The following is an 18,334-nucleotide window of genomic DNA, read 5'->3' as shown; positions in this document are numbered from 1 at the left end:
GGGGTCATGTCTGATGGATCGAAAGAGCAATGGCGCAAAAACCGCACTGCGCGCCAGCTTTGCAAACGAAATGAAAGAAACGGAACGCACAATGAAAGACCGGAACACGACAGATGTCGAAATGCCTGTGACCTCTGAGGACACCGGGGTCTGGGGCAGTGATATCTTTGCCGAGATGCTGCGCGGACTTGGTGTCAAATATGTTGCACTGAACCCCGGATCGAGCTTTCGCGGGCTGCACGACAGTCTGGTGAACAAGCTCGGCAATCGCGATCCGCAGATGTTGTTGTGCCTGCACGAAGAACATGCGGTGGCGATCGCGCATGGCTATGCCAAGGTGACGGGAGAGCCGCTGGCCGTGATCCTGCACAGCAACGTGGGCCTGATGCACGGGAGCATGTCGATTTTCAACGCCTGGTGCGACCGCGTTCCGATGCTGGTCTATGGCGCGACGGGGCCGGTGGATGCAGCGCTGCGCCGGCCATGGATCGATTGGTTGCACACCTGCCGCGATCAGGGCGCGCTGATCCGCAATTATGTGAAATGGGACGATCAGCCCGGCTCGATGGAGGCGGCGCTCGAATCTATGCTGCGCGCCGATGTGATCGCACGGACGGAGCCGACCGGACCGACCTATGTCAGTTTCGATGTGTCAATTCAGGAAAAGAAACATGCCGAGGCCCCCGCCTTGCCTGATTTTTCCCGCTTTAGTCCGCCACTCCCGGCGGCGCCTTCCGCCGAAGGAGTGGCGCAGGCGGCCACGCTTTTGAAACAGGCGAAAAGGCCGGTTGTTCTGGCTGGGCGCGTCTCGCGCGACCCTGCGGACTGGGCGCGGCGCGTGGCACTGGTCGAGGCGTTGGGGGCTGAGGTTCTGACCGATATTCGCATCGGTGCGTCCTTCCCGACCGATCATCCGCAGCATCGCGGCAAGCCGTCCTTTTTCATCGACGATGTTTCGGGCGAGGTTCTGCGTCAGGCGGATGTTATTCTGAGCCTCGATTGGCTCGATCTCGCCGGAACGCTGAAACTGGCTGGCAAGCTGGAGGCCAGGGTGATTCAGGCATCGCTCGATCACCAGCTGCACAATGGCTGGGGCATGGAGCATCAGGCGCTTCCGGCACTGGACCTGCATCTCGCCTGTACGCCGGATGTTGCCACCCATGCCCTCGCCGATGCGCTGGGTGTCGGGGCCGGGGACGCGCCGACGGACCTGCCGGTCAAACCTGCGTTCGATGCACCTGCGGAGGAAACGCCGCTCGACATCATGACGCTGGCGGGCGCGCTCGGTCAGGGGCTCGACGGCATCTGTGCCAGCATGGTGCGCCTGCCGCTCGGCTGGGCCGGAGAAAGCTGGCATTTCCGTCATCCGCTCGATTTTCTGGGCTATGACGGCGGCGGCGGTATCGGTTCGGGGCCGGGGATGCTGATCGGTGCGGCGCTGGCGCTCAAGGACAGCGACCGCCTGCCGGTTGCGGTGCTGGGCGATGGCGATTTCATGATGGCGGCCTCGGCCTTCTGGACGGCGGCGCATTACGGCACGCCCTTCCTGGCGGTGGTGTCCAACAACCAGTCGTTCTACAATGACGAGGTGCATCAGGAACGTGTCGCCGTGGAGCGCAACCGTCCGGTCGAGAACAAATGGATCGGCCAGCGGATCGGCGATCCCGATATCGACATCGCGGCCGTTGCGCGGGCGCAGGGCTGTGAGGGGATCGGGCCGGTGTCGACCGCGGGCGAGCTTGTGGAGGCGGTGCGCAAGGGCATCGAGATGGTCAAGGCGGGCAAAAGCGTCGTGATCGACGCCCATGTGCAGCCGGGCTACAACCCGAATATGGTCGCTGGTCTGACCCGGAGCGAGTGAGCGGTTCTCAAGACTGGCTTGCGGTCGGACGGTCGCAAGGGAGGTCTGGTTCGTATCCGGGCCAGCCTCCGCCAAATAAACCATCGGAAATATCGAGGCGAAAATCAGGGTGAGATCAGTCCCGGATTAACGCCTTGATCCGTATGGCGCAGAAGCGATTGTACCTGTTTCCCCAGGGATACGGGTTCTGAAGCTGTGCCGATCTGCTGTGGCATTTGATACACTTGGCAAAGCCTGATAATTTTGCTTTGTATAGCGTATGACAGATCAATCCACATGCACCGAAGACCTGAACGACCTGCCGGAGGCGGATGAGCGTCTCGCCCGATTGGTGCGACTGGCGGCCCGCGGCTTTAACCGTTCTCTGCAAATGCGACTTGCGACGCAGAATGTAACATTCGGGCAGTGGATTTTCTTTCGTATCCTCTGGCAGGAGGACGGTCTGTCGCAGCGTGAGTTGAGCGATCGCGCACATCTGACGGAGCCGACAGCGCATAGTGCCCTGACGAAAATGGAAGAGTTGGGGTATATCGTTCGGCGCAACATCGAGGGAAACCGGCGTCGACAGCATGCGTTTTTGACGGAACGGGGCTGGCAGTTGCGGGGGCTGCTTGAACCGCTTGCAATCGAGGCAAACGAGGTTGCGGTAGAAGGGCTGACCAAGGATGAACAAATTAACCTGAAGCGCAGTCTCGCGAAAATGATCAGGAACCTCGAACAGGATGAGAAAGACGCTGTGCGTCGGGGGATTCGGGTCCCTCCGACCAAGGGAATGGGCGTCTGACCAGGACCTGACAAACTTTCAAAGATCAATCTGCGACACGGTTTGATTTCAAACAAGCAACATTGCCGTGTTGCGTGAAAGCTACCGATTTTCCAGAATTTATGACGCAGATATCTTGCGATATTTTCGACAAGGCCCGAGGCCGAGTGCGTGTTGCGGCAATCACGATTTTTTTTGTTACCTTAGGCGGGATACATGCACCGGGGGGGGGGCTGTACCTTCTGGGATTGCTTCCCTTTCTGTTTGCCTGGGTGCCCGGAACTTTATGATCTTTCAGCATTTTGACTTCATTAAGTTAACATAGATTCAAATGATAGGTTCATGCTTTTCGGGCGCGAAAAAAGGCATTTTTCTGACGATCTGAAGCTAGTTCCCTATTTGCTTGTGTAACTATTGACGGACCATGTGGGTGTATCTATAAGTAAGAAGATAGATATCTAAGACTATGGAGGAGGCTTGGATATCGCGACTGCTAAAAATTTAAAGGGAGGAAAAATGAAACACAAATTGACCACTTTTTTCGCTGCGATCGGCATTTGTGCGATCGGGAACTCTGCGGTTGCGGACAGCGTCAACGTGACGCTTTCGGGGGGTAACCCGTCCGGGCTTTGGTCCTTGCTTGGGGCCGGTGTGGACCGGGCCGTCAAAGCTAGCGATCCTGATGGTGTCGTGACCTATCAGGCGACCGGCGGCGGTTTTGCCAATATCGGTCTGCTTGCTGCCGACAGAACGGATCTTGGTCTTGCGCACGATGCTGAGATCAAGCTGGCGCTGTCCGGTGAAGAGCCGTTCCGCGAACCGATCACCAATCTTCAGGCCATCGGTTACATGTATAACTGGGCGCCGATGCATTTCTTTCTGAAGAAATCCATCGCCGATGAATACGATATCGACAGCCTTGACGATCTTGCGAAAGCCGATGTGGGCATTCGTGTCGCCATGAACAACTCGGGCAATGTGACGGCCAACATGACCGCTTTCATGCTGGACGCTGCTGGCTTTGACGAAGAGACGATCAAGGAAAACGGCGGCACAGTCGTGCGCGGTGGGTCCGCGCAACAGGTTGACCTGCTAGCCGATGGTCGCACGGATATGGTGATCAACGGGATTTTCGTTGGCCATTCGTCTTTCCTCAGTGTCGACAAGAACAACGACGTCGTTCTGTTGACTGTTCCTCAGGATGTTATTGAAAAAACAAATGAAAAATTCGGCACGGGACCCTACACGATCCCTGCCGGGAGCTATACGCATCAGGCGGATGAGGTACAGACCGTCGCACTCGGGGCCCTGCTGGTCACATCTGACGCTTTGGAGGAAGAGACGGGCTATGCGATTGCTCATAGCATTGTCGATAACATGGACCAGATCCGCTCCGTGCACAGCGCGATGCAGATGCTGACACCGGAACTGCTGGTTTCGCAAGAGACACTTCCGTTCCATCCGGGCGCGGAGCGCGCCTACAAGGAACTTGGGCTGATCGAATAAGATCAACGTATAAACCAGGTCGGCGCGCGGGGCCATGTGCGCCGACTTTTCCGATGAGGTTCGAGGATATCTGTGACTTGCTAGGGCGACGCGAAACGCATGTCGGCCATCGGGTTATGGTTTTGGCGTTATACGTAAATACGCATGATTGCGCCATTAAATATAGATATCTAAGATAATTGTAGTGTTCACGCTGCGAAAAGTGCCATGCGGGAGATGCACATATCCCGCTTTGTGGGCATCATCATGAAGAAAAGGGAGGAAAAGATGGAAGTATCTAGGACGGCCTTCAAATCTGACATGAATATATTTGGCTGCTCGGGCCAGAGGGTCATGTCCGAGCGCGTAGTGTCGGGGCAGGGAGGCTTGGCAAAGGACGGATTCTTTCACAACACTGCCGCACAACCCCTGCTCGACGCCCGATGCCCGGTGATGGGCTTTGGCGCGGATCGACAGATGCACGATACACATATGACACGCGGGGCGGTGGCACTATGAACATTCCCTCGCTTACCGAAACCGGCCGTCGCCGGAAGCTTGCTTCCACCATGCGAACGGTTGTCATCGTTCTCGCGGCCGCTTTCGCGCTATGGGTTATCTATGCGAACCTTTTCGTTATTTCCGACCCGCTGATCCTCGGCATCCTGTTCATTTCGGGCATCTTCACAATTCTCTTTCTGGCCATCGGAGCGACGGCCAGAGCCCCGGATGACGTCCCGATTTACGATTGGATATTCTCCGCATTGAGTCTTGCCTGCGGCATCTATTTTTACGTCAATGCCGGGGTCGTCGCCGATCGTATCAGCCTGCTCGACCAGTTTACGCCCGATCAGCTCTTCTTTGGCTCTTCCCTGTTGTTCCTGACGCTTGAGGCGACCCGGCGCACGACAGGCCTCGGTCTGACCGGCGTGGTTTTGCTGTTCCTGATCTACAACCTGTTCGGATATCTGCTGCCGCCGCCCTTCGGGCACCGGGTCAGCGAGTTCAGCTATCTCCTCGACGTTCTCGTGTTCACGACCGATGGTCTGTTCGGTGTGCCGATCCAGGTTGTGGCCAGCTATGTGTTCCTGTTCGTGATGTTCGGAACCTTTCTGTCCAAGGCCGGTGGGGGTGATTTCTTTTTCAACCTCGCTTCTCTGGTCACCGGGCGTGCACGGGGCGGCCCGGCCAAGATCGCTATCATTTCTTCGGGTCTCTACGGCACCATGTCGGGCAGCCCGACCTCGGATGTCGTCGCGACGGGCTCGATCACCATCCCGGTGATGAAACGCCTGGGCTACAGCGCGCGTTTTGCCGGTGCGGTGGAAGTTGCTGCGTCAACCGGCGGCAGCGCCATGCCTCCGATCATGGGCTCGGCAGCCTTCATCATGGCCGAGTATTCCGGGATTTCCTACAATGAGATCGTTTTCGCGGCCCTGTTGCCCGCTTTGATCTACTATGGTGGGGTGTTCTCTCAGGTGCACCTGCGGGCCGTGCGGCTCGATCTGCGTCCTTCCGAGGATGAGGTCCCGTCCGTTGCGGACACTTTCAGAACCGGCTGGGTTTTCCTTTTGCCGATCATCGGCATCGTGGTCGCGCTGATGTTGGGATATTCCCCGACGTTCACGGCGGGCGTCGGTGTGGTGGCGACCATTCTGGCCTCGCTGATCCTGAAAGAGACCCGTATGACGCCCTGGCAAATTCTGGAAGGGCTCGGAACGACGACGCTGCAGATCCTGCCCGTGGCAGGGGCCTGTGCGGCGGCCGGTCTCGTGATCGGCGGTCTCTCGATGACCGGGCTCGGTATGAAATCCGCCAATGTCATCCTGGAACTCAGCAACGGTCAGCCGATCCTGACTTTGGTGATCGCAGCTGCCGTGACCATCGTTCTCGGTCTGGGTATGCCGACACCGAGCGCCTACATCCTTGCTGCGGTTCTCGTTGGGCCTGCTCTGGCCAAGCTCGGGTTTCCCGTGCTTCCCAGCCAGATGTTCCTGCTCTACTACGCAATCCTGTCGGCTCTGACACCGCCGATTGCCGTGGCTGCGATTGCGGCTTCCGCGATTGCCGATGAAGACCCGTTCAAGATTGCCTTCTCCGCTGTTCGGCTGGCTGTAATCGGTTTCCTTCTGCCGTTCGCCTTCGTGTGGAACCCGGCGATCCTGTTGATGTCCGATCCTTTGATCAACACGCTTGCCATCGTCGGTGCGGTCTCTGCGACGCTTGCAATCGCCTGTTCTTTGGAGGGGATGGTCAAAACGGACCTGAGCACTCTGGAACGTTTGCTGCTGACGATCGGAGCCGTTGGCGCCGTGAGCCCTTTCCCGCTTCTGGCTGTGGCAAGCATTGCCTTGGTCATTGCTGTACTCGGGCGACAGTTCTTCTTTTCCACTCCGGTCGCGGCCGGCGGGAAGGAAGAGACCTGAGACCGGCATATTCTCAGAAGAAAGTGGCCACCCTGTCAGGGTGGCCACAACATTTTAAGGCGTTTCGGAATGCAGGCATGGCGCATGCCCATGACGAAACGTTGTGTAAAAGTCGTATGATGCAATGATTATGAGACTTTCCGTGCATGATACGCCGTCTGCAGGGGGAAAAATGTCCGCAAATACCAAGAGCGCAAACAAGCGTGAGGCCGGGAGTGTCTCGGGGTTCACCCTGTCTTTCGGTGTCGCGCCGGATCGCGCGGCTCCTGTCGCACAAATTTGCCGTGATGTTGTCGCTGCGGATGTTTCCCGCCACCCCTTGGTGTCCTTTCTGCAATTTGCCGAGCAACGGGGCGCCGAGCGGCATGGTTTTTCCATCAGTGCCCGTGGATGCCGTCTTGTTGCCGAGATGCCGGAGTTGCCTGAACGTCTGGCGCAGGCCATCAGGAGCCGGATGGCGTCGATGCCGGAGACTCCGCCGCTCGATATAGAGATCGCGTATCTGAGCGCAGACAAAGACAAACCGCCGCGTCCGGCACCGGTCTGGAAGCGTTGGGCGCTCAGTATGATTGGCGTTTATCCCTTGCTGGTGGCTTTGTTCTATTTGCTGCAACCGATCACGGCGCAGCTGCCGGTGCCGGGGGCGTTGTTTCTGGTTGCTCTGGTGTTGACTGGGCTAAACACAGGTTACGTCCTGCCGTTCCTGAACCGGCGTCTGGGGGGTTGGCTTTCGCGGTAAACCTGATACCGCTGGCGTCGAAAATGCTGTCGCCGCGCACATGTTTTATACTGCGCAGGTTGTTGACAGAATAAACTTAGATAACTAAGATTGATGCGAGTTCTGAAAATTGATTCATCGTCGTATGGAGGAGGTCATATGCTAACACCCGAAGAGAATGAACTGCTGACCCGCGTGACGGGAGATGCACCGATGGCGCAACTCATGCGTCAGCACTGGACACCTGTCTGTCTGATCGAAGAGGTGGCAGAGCCCGATGGAAAGCCGCTTCGGGTCGAGGTGCTGGGTGAAAGCTATGTCGCTTTTCGTGACACCAATGGTCGGCTTGGCATGCTTGACGAGCTCTGCCCGCACCGCAAAGCCTCGCTGGTCTATGGCCGCAACGAGGAATGCGGTCTGCGGTGCCTGTACCACGGCTGGAAAATGGATGTGGACGGCAACGTAGTGGCGATGTCCTCCGAGCCCGAGGGCAGCCCGCTCATGGACAAGGTCAAACAGCGCTCCTATCCGGTGCGTGAATGGGGTGGCTTCGTCTGGGCCTGGCTCGGCGACAAGGATGAGATGCCCGAATTCCAACCGCCGGCTTTTGCCCCGACGGAGGACACCCCGGTCGCAATCCTTAAAATTCGCGTTCCGGCCAACTGGGCACAGATTCATGAAGGTCAGATCGACAGTGCGCATTCGTCTTCGCTGCACTCGTCCACTATGGTTCCTGCCCGGGTCGAAGGCGCCGCGGCCGATGACAAATCCTGGTACCGGCCCTCGACCGACAAGGCACCGCGGATGCAGACCGAAACCACCAGCTACGGGTTTCACTATGCGGCGATCCGCAAGCCGATCAAGAATGCGGCGACGCATCATTACCTGCGCATCACCGAATTCATCGCGCCCTATTACTCGCTGATCCCGCCGAACAACAACTACAAGGTGGCCAGCGTGATCGTGCCGATCAACGACGATGAAACGGCCTTCCACTTCCTCGCTTTCGGGGGTCCGAACGTGCCATCGACCGAGGAATGGCGCAAATTCGCCCATGCCGTTCCCGGCGTGGATGTGGATCACAAATGGCGGACGCTTCGGACGCTCGAGAACGACTTCCTGCAGGATCGCGAGCGGATGAAAGAGGGTCACTTCACGGGTGTCGACGGTATCCCGAACGAGGATATTGTGATGTGGGTGTCGATGGGCAGCCGCGTGCAGCGCCACACCGACGTGTTGGGCGCCTCGGATCTTGCGATCGTCGAGTTTCGCCGTCTAATGGCGGATGCGGCCAAGAAGGTTGCCGAGGGCGGAGAAGCTATCGGCACTGGTTCCGAGGTCCCGCAAGCCAAGATCGCCTCTCATGAGGGGGTTTACCCGAAAGAGGTCGACTGGCGCACACTCGTCGATACGTCCGGAGCCACAGAGGCCGCCGAGTAATCATTGATCATATTTCTCCCCAATTCGCCCGGCTTTCTTGTCGGGCGGATTTTTATGTATATCCGAACCGCGCGGTACGCCCGGCGGCGGAGTTGTAATCCCGAGATATGAGATACACCGGAAACCAGGCCATGAAGGCCATAAATATCGACGATCTGCGCTGCCGCGCGCAGGCCCGACTGCCCGCTGTCGTGTTCGATTATCTGGATGGCGCTGCCGAAGACGAGATCACGCTTCGGGCCAACCGGCAGGCTTTCGAGCGCATTCATCTGCAGCCCCGCATTCTTTCGGGTGGGGATGTTGATCTGACGACGAAGATTTTCGGCCAGCGCTATTCCACCCCCTTACTGATCGGCCCCACCGGATTGAACGGGCTTTACTGGCCGCAAGGGGATGTGCATCTGGCGCGTGCGGCGGATGAGGCAGGGATTGGTTTCGCGCTGTCCACGGCGTCGAACACCTCCATGGAAGAGATCGCCAGACAGGGCTCCGCACCGCAGTGGTTTCAGCTTTACCCATGGGGTAAGCCCGATTTTTCAAAAGCACTGATCGATCGTGCCGCCGCCGCCGGATATTCCGCACTGATGATCACGGTGGATTCGCTGGTCGGCGGAAAGCGTGAGCGTGACCTGAGACATGGGTTCTCACATGAAATCAAAATGAGTGCTCCGATCCTTCTCGACGGTTTGATGCACCCGAGATGGCTGACGTCCGTATGGCTGGGTAAACACCGGCCCCGGTTCGAAAACCTGACGGCGTTTCTGGGGGAGGGGGCCAGCGACAAGGAGTTGGCGGACTTCACCCGCTCGCAGCGCAATCCGAATTTCTCATGGGACGATGTGCGACGTATCCGAAAACAGTGGAGCGGACCGCTTCTGATCAAAGGAGTGATGTGTGCCGCCGATGCCTTGCGGGCGCGCGATGAGGGGGTGGACGGTGTGGTGGTCTCAAACCACGGGGGACGCCAGCTTGACGGAGCGCCTGCGACGCTGTCGGTTCTCGAAGAGATCGCGGATCGGTTGGGCGATAGCGCGACCGTGTTGCTCGATGGCGGGATACGGCGGGGCAGCGATGTCGTGAAGGCGCTTGCGCTGGGAGCGCAGGGCGTTCTTCTGGGACGTGCTCCGCTTTACGGTCTGGCGGCTGGCGGGCATGTCGGGGTTGCGCGGGCGCTGTCGATTCTTGAGGAAGAAATACGCCGAACCATGATTTTTACCGGCTGTCGCAGGCCGCAGGACTTGGATCGCCGGGTGCTTGTGGGCTCTGAGATGCGGTGATGCCTACTGGTGGCCAGATGAAATGGCCGGGACGGATTTATCTGAGCCAAAACACTGGACGAACAAGGGGTTCGAATGTTGACTTCATCAACTTAGCTATCTAAGTTGATGGGGTGCTGCGAACAGATCGGGAGGATTTTATGGAGCAAATAAAAATGCGCGTCGACAAACGACGCGATTTAACGCCAAGCATCTCTGAATTCACTCTGGTGCCGGTCGAGGCCGTTGATTTGCCGGATTTTGCACCGGGGGCCCATATCACTCTGGAAACGCCTTCGGGAGCGATGCGCCGGTATTCCCTAGTAAACGATGGGGAAACACCCAAGGAATACGTGATCGCAGTCAAACGTGAGCCGCAGTCGCGCGGCGGATCGGCGTCCATGCACGAGGACGCACAGGAGGGAACCGAGCTCAATATCGAAGCGCCGGAGAACGATTTCCCACTGACCGATGTGCAGAAATACCTGCTGATCGCGGGCGGTATCGGCATTACGCCGATCTATGCCATGGCGCGCTACCTCGATAAAAAGGGCAAGGCGCTCAGGATCATTTATGTCAGTCGGAGCGCGGAAGAGTCCGCCTATCTGGACGAGTTGAACGCTGTTTTCGAAGGCCGGATCATCGTTCACCATGACAATGGCGATCTCGATCAGGTCTATGATTTCTGGGACGATCTGGTGACGCCCCGGGCCACGCATGTCTTCTGCTGCGGACCCAAACCCTTGATGGAAGAGATTAAGGCCGTGTCGGGTCACTGGCCCGAGGGACGTATCCATTTCGAGGACTTCAAACCCGTCGACGTCGTACGCGACGATGATGTGCCTTTTGAAGTCGAATTGAAGAAAAGCGGTGAAGTCGTGAAGGTTCCCGAGGACCGCTCGATTCTCGAAGCGCTGCGGGATGCCGGCTTTGCAACCTCCAGCTCCTGTGAGAGCGGCACCTGCGGCACCTGCAAGACCCGTCTTCTGAGTGGTGATGCCGATCATCGGGACATGGTTCTGATGGATGAGGAAAAAGACGATTATGTGATGATCTGCGTGTCGCGCGCCAAGTCGGGGAGGCTGGTTCTTGACCTCTGATCCCGTCCGTCTTGGCGTTGCTGGGCTGGGGCGTGCTTTCATGCTCATGGTGCCGACCTTCGATGCCGATCCGCGTGTCAAACTCGTGGCCGCTGCTGCCCCCCGCGAAGAAAGCCGTGCGGCTTTCGTCCGGGACTATGGCGGCGCGGCATATGAAACGGTCGATGAATTATGTGCCGACCCTTCGGTCGAGGCGATCTACATCGCCACACCGCATCAGATGCATATAGATCATGTGCTGGCTGCGGCGCAGGCGGGCAAACATATTCTGGTGGAAAAGCCTCTGGCCATCTCCATGGAGGATGCCGAGCGGATGGTGCGCGCCGCCGACGAGGCCGGTGTGCATCTGATCGTCGGTCCGAGCCATAGCTTTGATCCCCCGTGGATCTGGCCGCGCGCCTGATCGAAAGCGGGGAGTTCGGTCAATTGCGGATGATTCAGGCGCTGAATTATACCGATTTTCTCTATCGCCCGCGTCGCCCCGAAGAGTTGCGCACCGAAGAAGGGGGCGGGGTCCTGTTCAGCCAGGCCATTCACCAGATCGACGTGGTGCGGCGGCTGGCCGGTGGCATGGCCAAAAACATCTACGCGATGACCGGCGCTTGGGATCCAAAACGTCCGACAGAGGGTGCGTTTACCGCCCTTATGAGTTTCGAGACGGGCTGTGTCGCCAATCTGACCTATTCCGGCTATGCGCATTTTGATAGCGACATCTGGATGAACGATGTCGGAGAATTGGGCCAGCCGAAAAAGACGGGGGCCTATGGCGGAGCCCGCCGTGCGCTCATGAACCTCAACCCCGATGACGAAGCCCGGCTCAAAGCTACACGGACCTTCGGCAGCGGGACGACGATCGAGGCATCGCATAACGAACATTTTGGTCCGGTCATCGCTTTGTGTGACCGTGCCGATCTCAAACTGACGCCGGACGGGATCGAAGTTTTCGGTGACACCGAGCGGCACTTCATCGAAGCCCCCTTTGGGCCCGCCCCCCGCCGAACCGTGCTCGACGCTGTGGTCGATGCGGTGCGCAAGGGCACGGCGCCGGATCAAACCGGCGCATGGGGGCTCGCAAGCCTTGAGGTTTGCCACGCAATCCTGACATCCGCCGCTGCCGGCCAACCGGTCGACTTGCAGTATCAGTGCAGAACGAAACACGAGGAACCGACAGAATGACCAATCTCAAGCTATCTCTGGCCATGGGCAATTACGACAGGACGCGGGCCATCGTGGATGGCCGGGTGCAGATCGACGGCGTCGATCCCATTCCGATGCTATTGTCGCCGGAGGAAATGTTCTTTCGCGCCTTCCGGCACGAGGCCTTCGATATCAGTGAAATTTCGCTGTCGTCCTATTCCATCTCGGTCGCGCGGGGGAACCCGCATTATGTGGCGATCCCGGTCTTTCTGAGCCGGGCGTTCCGGCATACTTCGGTCTATATCCGCACGGACAAAGGCATCGAGAAGCCCGAGGACCTGAAGGGCAAGCGCATCGGGATCGCTGAATATCAGCTCTCAGCCAACGTCTGGGTGCGTGGCATCCTGGAAGAGGATTACGGCGTCAAACCCTCCGATATCACTTGGGTGCGCGGCGGCATGGACACGCCCGGACGGCCTGAAAAGATCAAGGTGCAACTGCCCGACGATATCACCATGGTCGATGCCCCCGAAGGGGCCACGCTCAACAGCATGCTGGAAGCGGGCGAGATCGACGGGTTTATCGGTCCGCGCTGGCCGCGCTGTTTCTCCGAAGGTCATCCGCATGTCGGGCGGCTGTTCGCGGACAGCATCACGACGGCCGAAGATTATTTTAAACGAACGAAGATTTTCCCGATCATGCATGTGTTGGGTGTGCGTCGCAGTCTCGCCGAAGAATATCCGTTCCTGCCCGCGGCCTTGCTCAAGGCCTTTACCCAATCGAAACGATTGGCCGAAGAGGCCCTGTCGGACACCTCGGCGACCAAGGTCACCATGCCCTTTGTCGAGGACAACCTGAACCGGGTGCATGCGCTGATGGGCAAAGACCCCTGGAGCTATGGGGTTGCTGACAACGCTCATGTACTCGACCGTTTCCTAGACTATCATGCCAGCCAGGGTCTGTCGCCGCGTCGCGTCAAGATCGAGGAACTGTTCCATCCGTCCACGTTGGAAGCCTACAGCCTTTGAGGGGATAGTCGAAATGGAAGAATATAAACCCGGCGATATCGTCGAAATCGAGACGGACGATGGGCTGGCCTATGTGCAGGTCACCCATGCGCACCCAAGCTATCCGCCTGTCGTGAAATTCCTGAACGGGCCGTATCAAAAGCGGCCCGATAACGTCGCTAGCCTTTTTTCCGGCAAAGAGGAAGAGTCCATTGCAATGGTGCCGCTTGCCGGTGTGCTGAAAAAGCTCAATCTGCCGCATAGCAAGATCGGAGAGGCCGAGATTCCTTATGGCGAACGCAAATTCCCGATGTTCCGCATGCCTGTGCGCGGCAAGCAGGGCGAGATTATCTATTGGTGGTTCTGGGACGGGCAGGGGCTGAGTTATTCTTCCGAGCTTGATGAAGCGCAAAAGAAAATGCCGCTGCGTGAGGTGATGGCTTCGGATCGTTTCCTGCAAAAAATATGTGAAGGGGCCCGCTGATCAACAGCGGCATGTCGGAGGCATTCCCATGATAGCGGTTTTCGGGGGGCTTCTGGCCGTATTCGGAGCTTTTTGTTATGCGTTGAGTTCTGTTGCCATCGTCAAGAGTGCTCAATCCGCCCGGGGACGCGGCAACGATGTGTTCCTGTCCATTGTCACGACCGCCACGGTCTCCGGGGGGCTCTGGCTTTTGATCGGCCCGCCGCTGCCCGAATATGGGTCGGCGGTCTTTCTCGGCGTGGGCTATTTTGTCCTCGCCGGGCTTTTGGGAAATGTTTTGGGGCGACTGACGCTTTTTCGGTCGGTGGAACTAGCGGGAGCGATCGAAACCGGGCTGATCCGCAGACTCATTCCGGTTTTCGCCGCCGTTTTGGCCTTTTTCTTTCTTGGAGAGGTGATGACCCCGGCGATCATGGTCGCCTTTCTTCTGGTCACCACGGGCGTGGTCGTGATGATGACAAGCCCGTCGCGCCGTTCGGGTCTTCCCGGCGTCATTTCAGAGCGTCCCGCTGCGGAGCGGCAAAAGGGGCGTTTGCTGGCTCTTGGATCGGCTGGGGGCTACGGCAGTTCTCTGGTCGCGCGCAAGATGGCCATGCAATACTTGCCCGATCCGCTCGCCGGAGTGTTCGTTGGCGCATTGACTGGATTGTTCTGGTTTGGTGCGTCTGCGATTTTGCGTTACAGCCCTCAGACACAGCTTCGCGCCCTGCTGGAGAAACCGAGCGGCTGGCAGCTTTTGGCTGCCGTGGCGATGAGCACGGGGCAGATCACGTTGTTTTTTGCCTTGATGTTGGCCGATGTGACCGTGGTCGCGCTTATCTCGTCTGTCGAAATGTTCTTTGCCGTCTGGTTTGCGGCTTATGTCTTCAAAACCGAAAACCGCCCCGGACGCAGGTTCTACCTGTCCTCTGCGATGGCCGGGACAGGGGTGATCCTGCTGGCCCTCGCTCCGGTTCTGTCATGATCTCGGTTTCCCGAGCGCTGCTCAGGTGGCGGTCGAGAGAGTTTTGATGATTTTGTCCAGCGAAGCGAAAAGCTGGAGCAATTCGCCCTCGTCGAAATTTTCGGAGGCGAGTCTGGCGGCGACTTTGGCCGAGGACATGGCCTCGTCGATTTTCTTATGCCCCTCTTCCGATAGGCTGACGATGATCATGCGCCTGTCCTGTTTATGACGTTCGCGGCGGATGAGGTTTCTCTGTGCGAGCTCGTCAAGGACACGCGTCGATGAGGCTTTTTCGATGCCGAGCTGTGCGGAGAGTTCCGATTGGCTGAGGCGTCCTTCTTCTTTCAGTGTCCTGAGATGGATGTATTGCGCCATGCTCAGATCAGAATCGATCAAACGCTTTTGCAACAGCTTGCCATAGAGATGATTGGCGAGGCGAAGGGACGCGCCCAGCCCGCGTTTTTGCGAGGGGGATTCACCTATGACATTGTTATTCATCATTATTTTAGGCCCTTAAATTCTTGACGAAACCTAAAGCATTCCATATAGTAAGACAATCTTACTATGTTAACAGTAAGATTTGCTTACTATAACGGAGGAGAGTGTATGCCTGAAAAACTGTTGTGTGCCTCATCGGATATCAGCGAGACTACTGCGAAAATCTGTGAGCTCGAAGGTGTGGAGATCGGTGTGATCCGTCACAAAGGAACGGTCGTGGCCTATCGCAACGTCTGCCCTCACCAGGGTGGGCCGGTGTGCGAAGGGCTCAAGATGCCCAAGGTCTGTGTCGAATTCGACGAAGAGCGTCGCCCGCTCAAGCAAAGCTTCGATACGGACGAAATGCATTTCGTGTGCCCCTGGCACGGTTGGGAATTCAAGATCGAAACCGGCGAGGCCCTGGGCGACCCGAAAATTCGTCTCAATCGCTACAAGGTGATTGAGCGGGATGAAAACATCTATGTCGAAGTTTGAAAAAATGACCCCGCAAACCAATACGCTGGACGCCTCTGTCGATGATGTGCTTCGTGCTTTGCGTGCGCCTGATGGCGATGGGCTCAGCCTTACACAAATGCAATCCCTTCTGGCTGGGTTGATCCGCGTTTATGCCGGTCTGCGCGAAAGCGACAAGGATCTGGCAGCTTTCCCGAACGACAGCGATGTCTCGGCGACCGAAGTGGCCATTGCCACCACCGGCCTGCTCGAAGCGGCCGATATGGCGGCGTTCGAACTGGGCATGTGGCAAACGCTGAAAAATTAAGGACAGGGAGCGATACCTCAAATGTCACTGACACCTAACGCACTGAACTATAGCTCTGACAACGATCCTGCGATCAAGGAATTCAACACGACGAAGCTGTTGAAAAATGCTCGCAAACAGGCGGAAGAGCGCAATTACAAAGACTTCTTCATTTGTGATGTGGACAGCCACCATTACGAAACCGAGGCCCTGCCCGAAATCCTCCAGTACATGGATGATCCGGTCATGCGGCATCTCGGTTTGTCGGCGGGCAATGTCGGGCGTGCCAGCCTTATTCCTCAGGCCATCGGATCGCAGGACATGGCCGGGCGCGTGACGCGCTATGCCGGGCGCAACAAGGAAAAAGTGCCCGAAAGTCCGCATCGCGACATCACCCTGACCCGTCGCTGGATGGATGCCATGGGGGTGGATGTGGCTTGCCTTTTCCCGACGCCGATGCTGTTGCTGGCGACCCATCCGCAGCCGGAGGTCGAGGTCAACATGGCCCGCGCCTATAACAGATGGCTCTGCGAGCGCATTCTGGAAGAGGACAAACGCATCTGTTCGATGGTCTACCTTCCGATGAACGAGCCGCATGAAGCCGAGAAGATGATCGACGAATTCGCTGAACGCAAGGGCGTCGTCGGCTTCCTATCTACCGGCTATCTGAAACGGCCTGTGCATGACAATGCCAACATGCGCATCTTTGCTAAGCTGGAAGAGCACGGCAAACCTCTCGGCTTCCATGCAGCCTATCACTGGGCGGATTCGTCGCTGGCGCAGTTGAACAAATTCATCTCGGTGCACGCGCTCGGATTCAGCTTCTGCAACATGATCCACATGACGAACTGGGTGCTGAACGGGATGCCGGAACGCTTCCCGAAACTGAAAACCCTCTGGATCGAAAGCGGGTTGGCCTGGGTGCCGTTCCTGATGCAGCGTCTGGACAACGAATACATGATGCGCACCTCTGACGCGCCGCTTTTGAAGAAAAAGCCCAGCGACTACATGCGCGAGATGTTCTATTCGTCGCAGCCGATGGAGCTTGTCGACAACCGGGAGGCGCTGGAAGTGACGTTCAAGATGATGAACGCCGAGTCGCAGTTGCTCTATTCGTCGGACTATCCGCATTGGGACATGGATCTTCCGAGCACGATCTACGATCTCCCGTTCCTGAAGGAACAGGCCAAGCGGGATATTCTGGGCGGTAACGCTCTGAAGCTCTTCAATATCGAGCCGACGATGTCGGACTGGAAACTCGAAGCGCGCAAAAAAGGCTGACACCAGGCGATGCGACCGGTTTCGTGCCGGTCGCAATCTATGAGCGCTAGATGAAGCGCGACCCCTATTGCCTCCGAAGGTAGGGGGAGTTCTATCTCGGCCAGTATTCTTTTCTGGAAGACTGCTAAAGGGGTTTTCTAACCAAGGTATTTTCCGGGCGTATTGTTGAGTTGTTTCAGCTCATGGTCTGGCATCCGTGTGATGTCTCGCTTGGGCCTATAGCTCACCCAGTCGATCAATAACAATAATTGGTGAAGCAGACCCGAAAATGTAATATACTTAACGGGTCTGTTCCTTCGCACGTCACACCTTTGTCTACTCGGATAAAGATCGTGCAGCCCGGCATAGACTTTTCGGTCTCTGCAAAGCTGGTTGCTGACCTTGGATTGATCGCTCTCAAAGCCCCAACAGTTTCGGTAGGTCAGCCATATCGGTTAGCCGTCGCGCACCGAAGAGGTCGTCTGGTTTCAATGCCGTCTTTGGGACATAGGCAAAACAAGTCATAGCAGCATTGAAAGCCGCTTCAAATCCGCTCACGCTGTCCTCGACTACCACGCAGTTTTCCGGCGCAACGCCATTCATTTTGGCCGCATGTAAAAACACATCAGGCGCGGGTTTGCTGGCGCCGACATCATAAGCTGAATACATTTTTCCTTCAAACCAGGAAAGCAGCCCTGTCTGTTCCAGCGTGACATGCATCTTTGCCAGGAGCCCATTGGAGGCAACGCAGAGCGGTATGCCAGCCGACGAAATCAACGCCACCGCCTCACGGGCACCCGGGATCGGCGTGACGTCTGTCCTAAGAGCGTCGAGAACTCTGTTGTAGAAATCCTGCGGCCATTTCTCTGGAAGGCGCAATCCCCTGTCACTCACGTAACGTTCGACATCATGTCTGCTCTTACCGACGAACAGATTGCAGCATTCGACGAGTGACAGGCGTGCGCCAGTCGAAAGCAAGTAAGTATGCAGGACGCGATTGAAGGTCGGCTCAGAGTCGACGAGCACACCATCACAGTCGAAGATCACGAGTTTGGGAGTAAGTTGAGAAACTGGCAATGTCGGGCCCCCGTCCTCTTTGTTTGGGAGTAATCGTCCGAAACGGCTTGGAGGATTTCACGTCATGTATTGGCATTGCGCCCGGCATCAACCCTTCTAACGCTCAGTCATGTGTTGTCGCGAAACCAGAATAGATGAAC

General features: G+C 57.3%; 16 protein-coding genes and 1 pseudogene. 15 read left to right on the top strand and 2 right to left on the bottom strand.

Going from position 1 to position 18,334, the window contains the following annotated elements; translation table 11 throughout:
- Positions 1-91: 91 nt before the first annotated feature.
- From DA792_RS02430 to DA792_RS02370, 12 genes and pseudogenes are all read left to right on the top strand, one after another.
- Complete coding sequence (locus tag DA792_RS02430) at positions 92-1,861, top strand: thiamine pyrophosphate-binding protein (protein ID WP_083351906.1); 1,770 nt, start codon at positions 92-94, stop codon at positions 1,859-1,861.
- A 259-nt stretch (positions 1,862-2,120) separates the two neighbouring features.
- Complete coding sequence (locus DA792_RS02425) at positions 2,121-2,645, top strand: MarR family winged helix-turn-helix transcriptional regulator (RefSeq protein ID WP_074646876.1); 525 nt, start codon at positions 2,121-2,123, stop codon at positions 2,643-2,645.
- Between the two features lie 495 nt (positions 2,646-3,140).
- On the top strand, positions 3,141-4,130 hold the full coding sequence (locus DA792_RS02420) for a TAXI family TRAP transporter solute-binding subunit (RefSeq protein ID WP_074646874.1): 990 nt from the start codon (positions 3,141-3,143) through the stop codon (positions 4,128-4,130).
- Positions 4,131-4,624: 494 nt separating this feature from the next.
- Positions 4,625-6,535, top strand: a complete 1,911-nt coding sequence (locus DA792_RS02410) for a TRAP transporter permease (protein ID WP_226946244.1) — start codon at positions 4,625-4,627, stop codon at positions 6,533-6,535.
- 172 nt (positions 6,536-6,707) lie between these two features.
- Positions 6,708-7,274: a hypothetical protein gene (locus tag DA792_RS02405; protein WP_074646871.1), complete on the top strand. Its 567-nt coding sequence runs from the start codon at positions 6,708-6,710 to the stop codon at positions 7,272-7,274.
- 138 nt (positions 7,275-7,412) lie between these two features.
- Positions 7,413-8,693, top strand: a complete 1,281-nt coding sequence (locus tag DA792_RS02400) for a Rieske 2Fe-2S domain-containing protein (RefSeq protein ID WP_074646870.1) — start codon at positions 7,413-7,415, stop codon at positions 8,691-8,693.
- Positions 8,694-8,824: 131 nt separating this feature from the next.
- Complete coding sequence (locus DA792_RS02395; protein WP_074646869.1) at positions 8,825-9,970, top strand: alpha-hydroxy acid oxidase; 1,146 nt, start codon at positions 8,825-8,827, stop codon at positions 9,968-9,970.
- A 155-nt stretch (positions 9,971-10,125) separates the two neighbouring features.
- Entirely contained in the window at positions 10,126-11,049 is a 924-nt protein-coding gene (locus tag DA792_RS02390) for a PDR/VanB family oxidoreductase (protein ID WP_226946245.1), read from the top strand.
- Positions 11,050-11,089: 40 nt separating this feature from the next.
- A pseudogene (locus DA792_RS02385) lies at positions 11,090-12,225 on the top strand (Gfo/Idh/MocA family protein).
- Positions 12,222-13,214, top strand: a complete 993-nt coding sequence (locus DA792_RS02380) for an ABC transporter substrate-binding protein (protein ID WP_176832922.1) — start codon at positions 12,222-12,224, stop codon at positions 13,212-13,214. The pseudogene DA792_RS02385 and the gene DA792_RS02380 overlap by 4 nt, the downstream one beginning before the upstream one ends.
- Before the next feature lie 13 nt (positions 13,215-13,227).
- The gene (locus DA792_RS02375) at positions 13,228-13,677 is read left to right on the top strand and encodes a hypothetical protein (protein WP_074646863.1); all 450 of its coding nucleotides are present in this window, start codon (positions 13,228-13,230) and stop codon (positions 13,675-13,677) included.
- A 28-nt stretch (positions 13,678-13,705) separates the two neighbouring features.
- Entirely contained in the window at positions 13,706-14,641 is a 936-nt protein-coding gene (locus DA792_RS02370) for a DMT family transporter (protein WP_074646861.1), read from the top strand.
- A 21-nt stretch (positions 14,642-14,662) separates the two neighbouring features.
- Here DA792_RS02370 and DA792_RS02365 read toward each other — a convergent pair whose 3' ends face one another.
- The gene (locus DA792_RS02365; RefSeq protein ID WP_226946246.1) at positions 14,663-15,121 is read right to left on the bottom strand and encodes a MarR family winged helix-turn-helix transcriptional regulator; all 459 of its coding nucleotides are present in this window, start codon (positions 15,119-15,121) and stop codon (positions 14,663-14,665) included.
- 105 nt (positions 15,122-15,226) lie between these two features.
- On the opposite strand from DA792_RS02365, the gene DA792_RS02360 reads away from it, so the two are divergent.
- From DA792_RS02360 to DA792_RS02350, 3 genes are read left to right on the top strand one after another with little or no spacing between them, the layout of a single operon-like run.
- Entirely contained in the window at positions 15,227-15,592 is a 366-nt protein-coding gene (locus DA792_RS02360) for a Rieske (2Fe-2S) protein (RefSeq protein WP_074646859.1), read from the top strand.
- A complete protein-coding gene (locus tag DA792_RS02355) occupies positions 15,579-15,878 on the top strand; it encodes a hypothetical protein (RefSeq protein WP_074646857.1) in 300 nt (99 codons plus the stop codon). Before DA792_RS02360 ends, DA792_RS02355 begins: the two co-directional genes overlap by 14 nt.
- 21 nt (positions 15,879-15,899) lie before the next feature.
- Positions 15,900-17,138 carry an amidohydrolase family protein gene (locus DA792_RS02350; RefSeq protein ID WP_074646855.1) on the top strand — a complete coding sequence of 413 codons (1,239 nt, stop codon included), beginning with the start codon at positions 15,900-15,902 and terminating at the stop codon, positions 17,136-17,138.
- A gap of 396 nt (positions 17,139-17,534) precedes the next feature.
- Here the strand turns inward: DA792_RS02350 and DA792_RS02345 are convergent, their stop codons facing one another.
- Positions 17,535-18,194, bottom strand: a complete 660-nt coding sequence (locus DA792_RS02345; protein ID WP_074646853.1) for an HAD family hydrolase — start codon at positions 18,192-18,194, stop codon at positions 17,535-17,537.
- Positions 18,195-18,334: the final 140 nt, after the last annotated feature.

The sequence above is a fragment of the Celeribacter baekdonensis genome (genome assembly GCF_003047105.1).
GTDB lineage: Bacteria > Pseudomonadota > Alphaproteobacteria > Rhodobacterales > Rhodobacteraceae > Celeribacter > Celeribacter baekdonensis_B.
Note: the sequence above shows the minus strand (reverse complement) of the source record. Positions and strands in the feature narration are given on the sequence as shown.

Excerpts from the sequence above, each read along its gene's own strand:
- DA792_RS02365 (WP_226946246.1), bottom strand. The coding sequence starts at position 15,121 with ATGATGAATAACAATGTCATAGGTGAATCCCCCTCGCAAAAACGCGGG.
- DA792_RS02405 (WP_074646871.1), top strand. The coding sequence starts at position 6,708 with ATGTCCGCAAATACCAAGAGCGCAAACAAGCGTGAGGCCGGGAGTGTC.
- DA792_RS02375 (WP_074646863.1), top strand. The coding sequence starts at position 13,228 with ATGGAAGAATATAAACCCGGCGATATCGTCGAAATCGAGACGGACGAT.
- DA792_RS02425 (WP_074646876.1), top strand. The coding sequence starts at position 2,121 with ATGACAGATCAATCCACATGCACCGAAGACCTGAACGACCTGCCGGAG.
- DA792_RS02370 (WP_074646861.1), top strand. The coding sequence starts at position 13,706 with ATGATAGCGGTTTTCGGGGGGCTTCTGGCCGTATTCGGAGCTTTTTGT.
- DA792_RS02360 (WP_074646859.1), top strand. The coding sequence starts at position 15,227 with ATGCCTGAAAAACTGTTGTGTGCCTCATCGGATATCAGCGAGACTACT.
- DA792_RS02380 (WP_176832922.1), top strand. The coding sequence starts at position 12,222 with ATGACCAATCTCAAGCTATCTCTGGCCATGGGCAATTACGACAGGACG.
- DA792_RS02430 (WP_083351906.1), top strand. The coding sequence starts at position 92 with ATGAAAGACCGGAACACGACAGATGTCGAAATGCCTGTGACCTCTGAG.
- DA792_RS02350 (WP_074646855.1), top strand. The coding sequence starts at position 15,900 with ATGTCACTGACACCTAACGCACTGAACTATAGCTCTGACAACGATCCT.
- DA792_RS02395 (WP_074646869.1), top strand. The coding sequence starts at position 8,825 with ATGAAGGCCATAAATATCGACGATCTGCGCTGCCGCGCGCAGGCCCGA.
- DA792_RS02355 (WP_074646857.1), top strand. The coding sequence starts at position 15,579 with ATGTCGAAGTTTGAAAAAATGACCCCGCAAACCAATACGCTGGACGCC.
- DA792_RS02400 (WP_074646870.1), top strand. The coding sequence starts at position 7,413 with ATGCTAACACCCGAAGAGAATGAACTGCTGACCCGCGTGACGGGAGAT.
- DA792_RS02420 (WP_074646874.1), top strand. The coding sequence starts at position 3,141 with ATGAAACACAAATTGACCACTTTTTTCGCTGCGATCGGCATTTGTGCG.
- DA792_RS02410 (WP_226946244.1), top strand. The coding sequence starts at position 4,625 with ATGAACATTCCCTCGCTTACCGAAACCGGCCGTCGCCGGAAGCTTGCT.
- DA792_RS02390 (WP_226946245.1), top strand. The coding sequence starts at position 10,126 with ATGCGCGTCGACAAACGACGCGATTTAACGCCAAGCATCTCTGAATTC.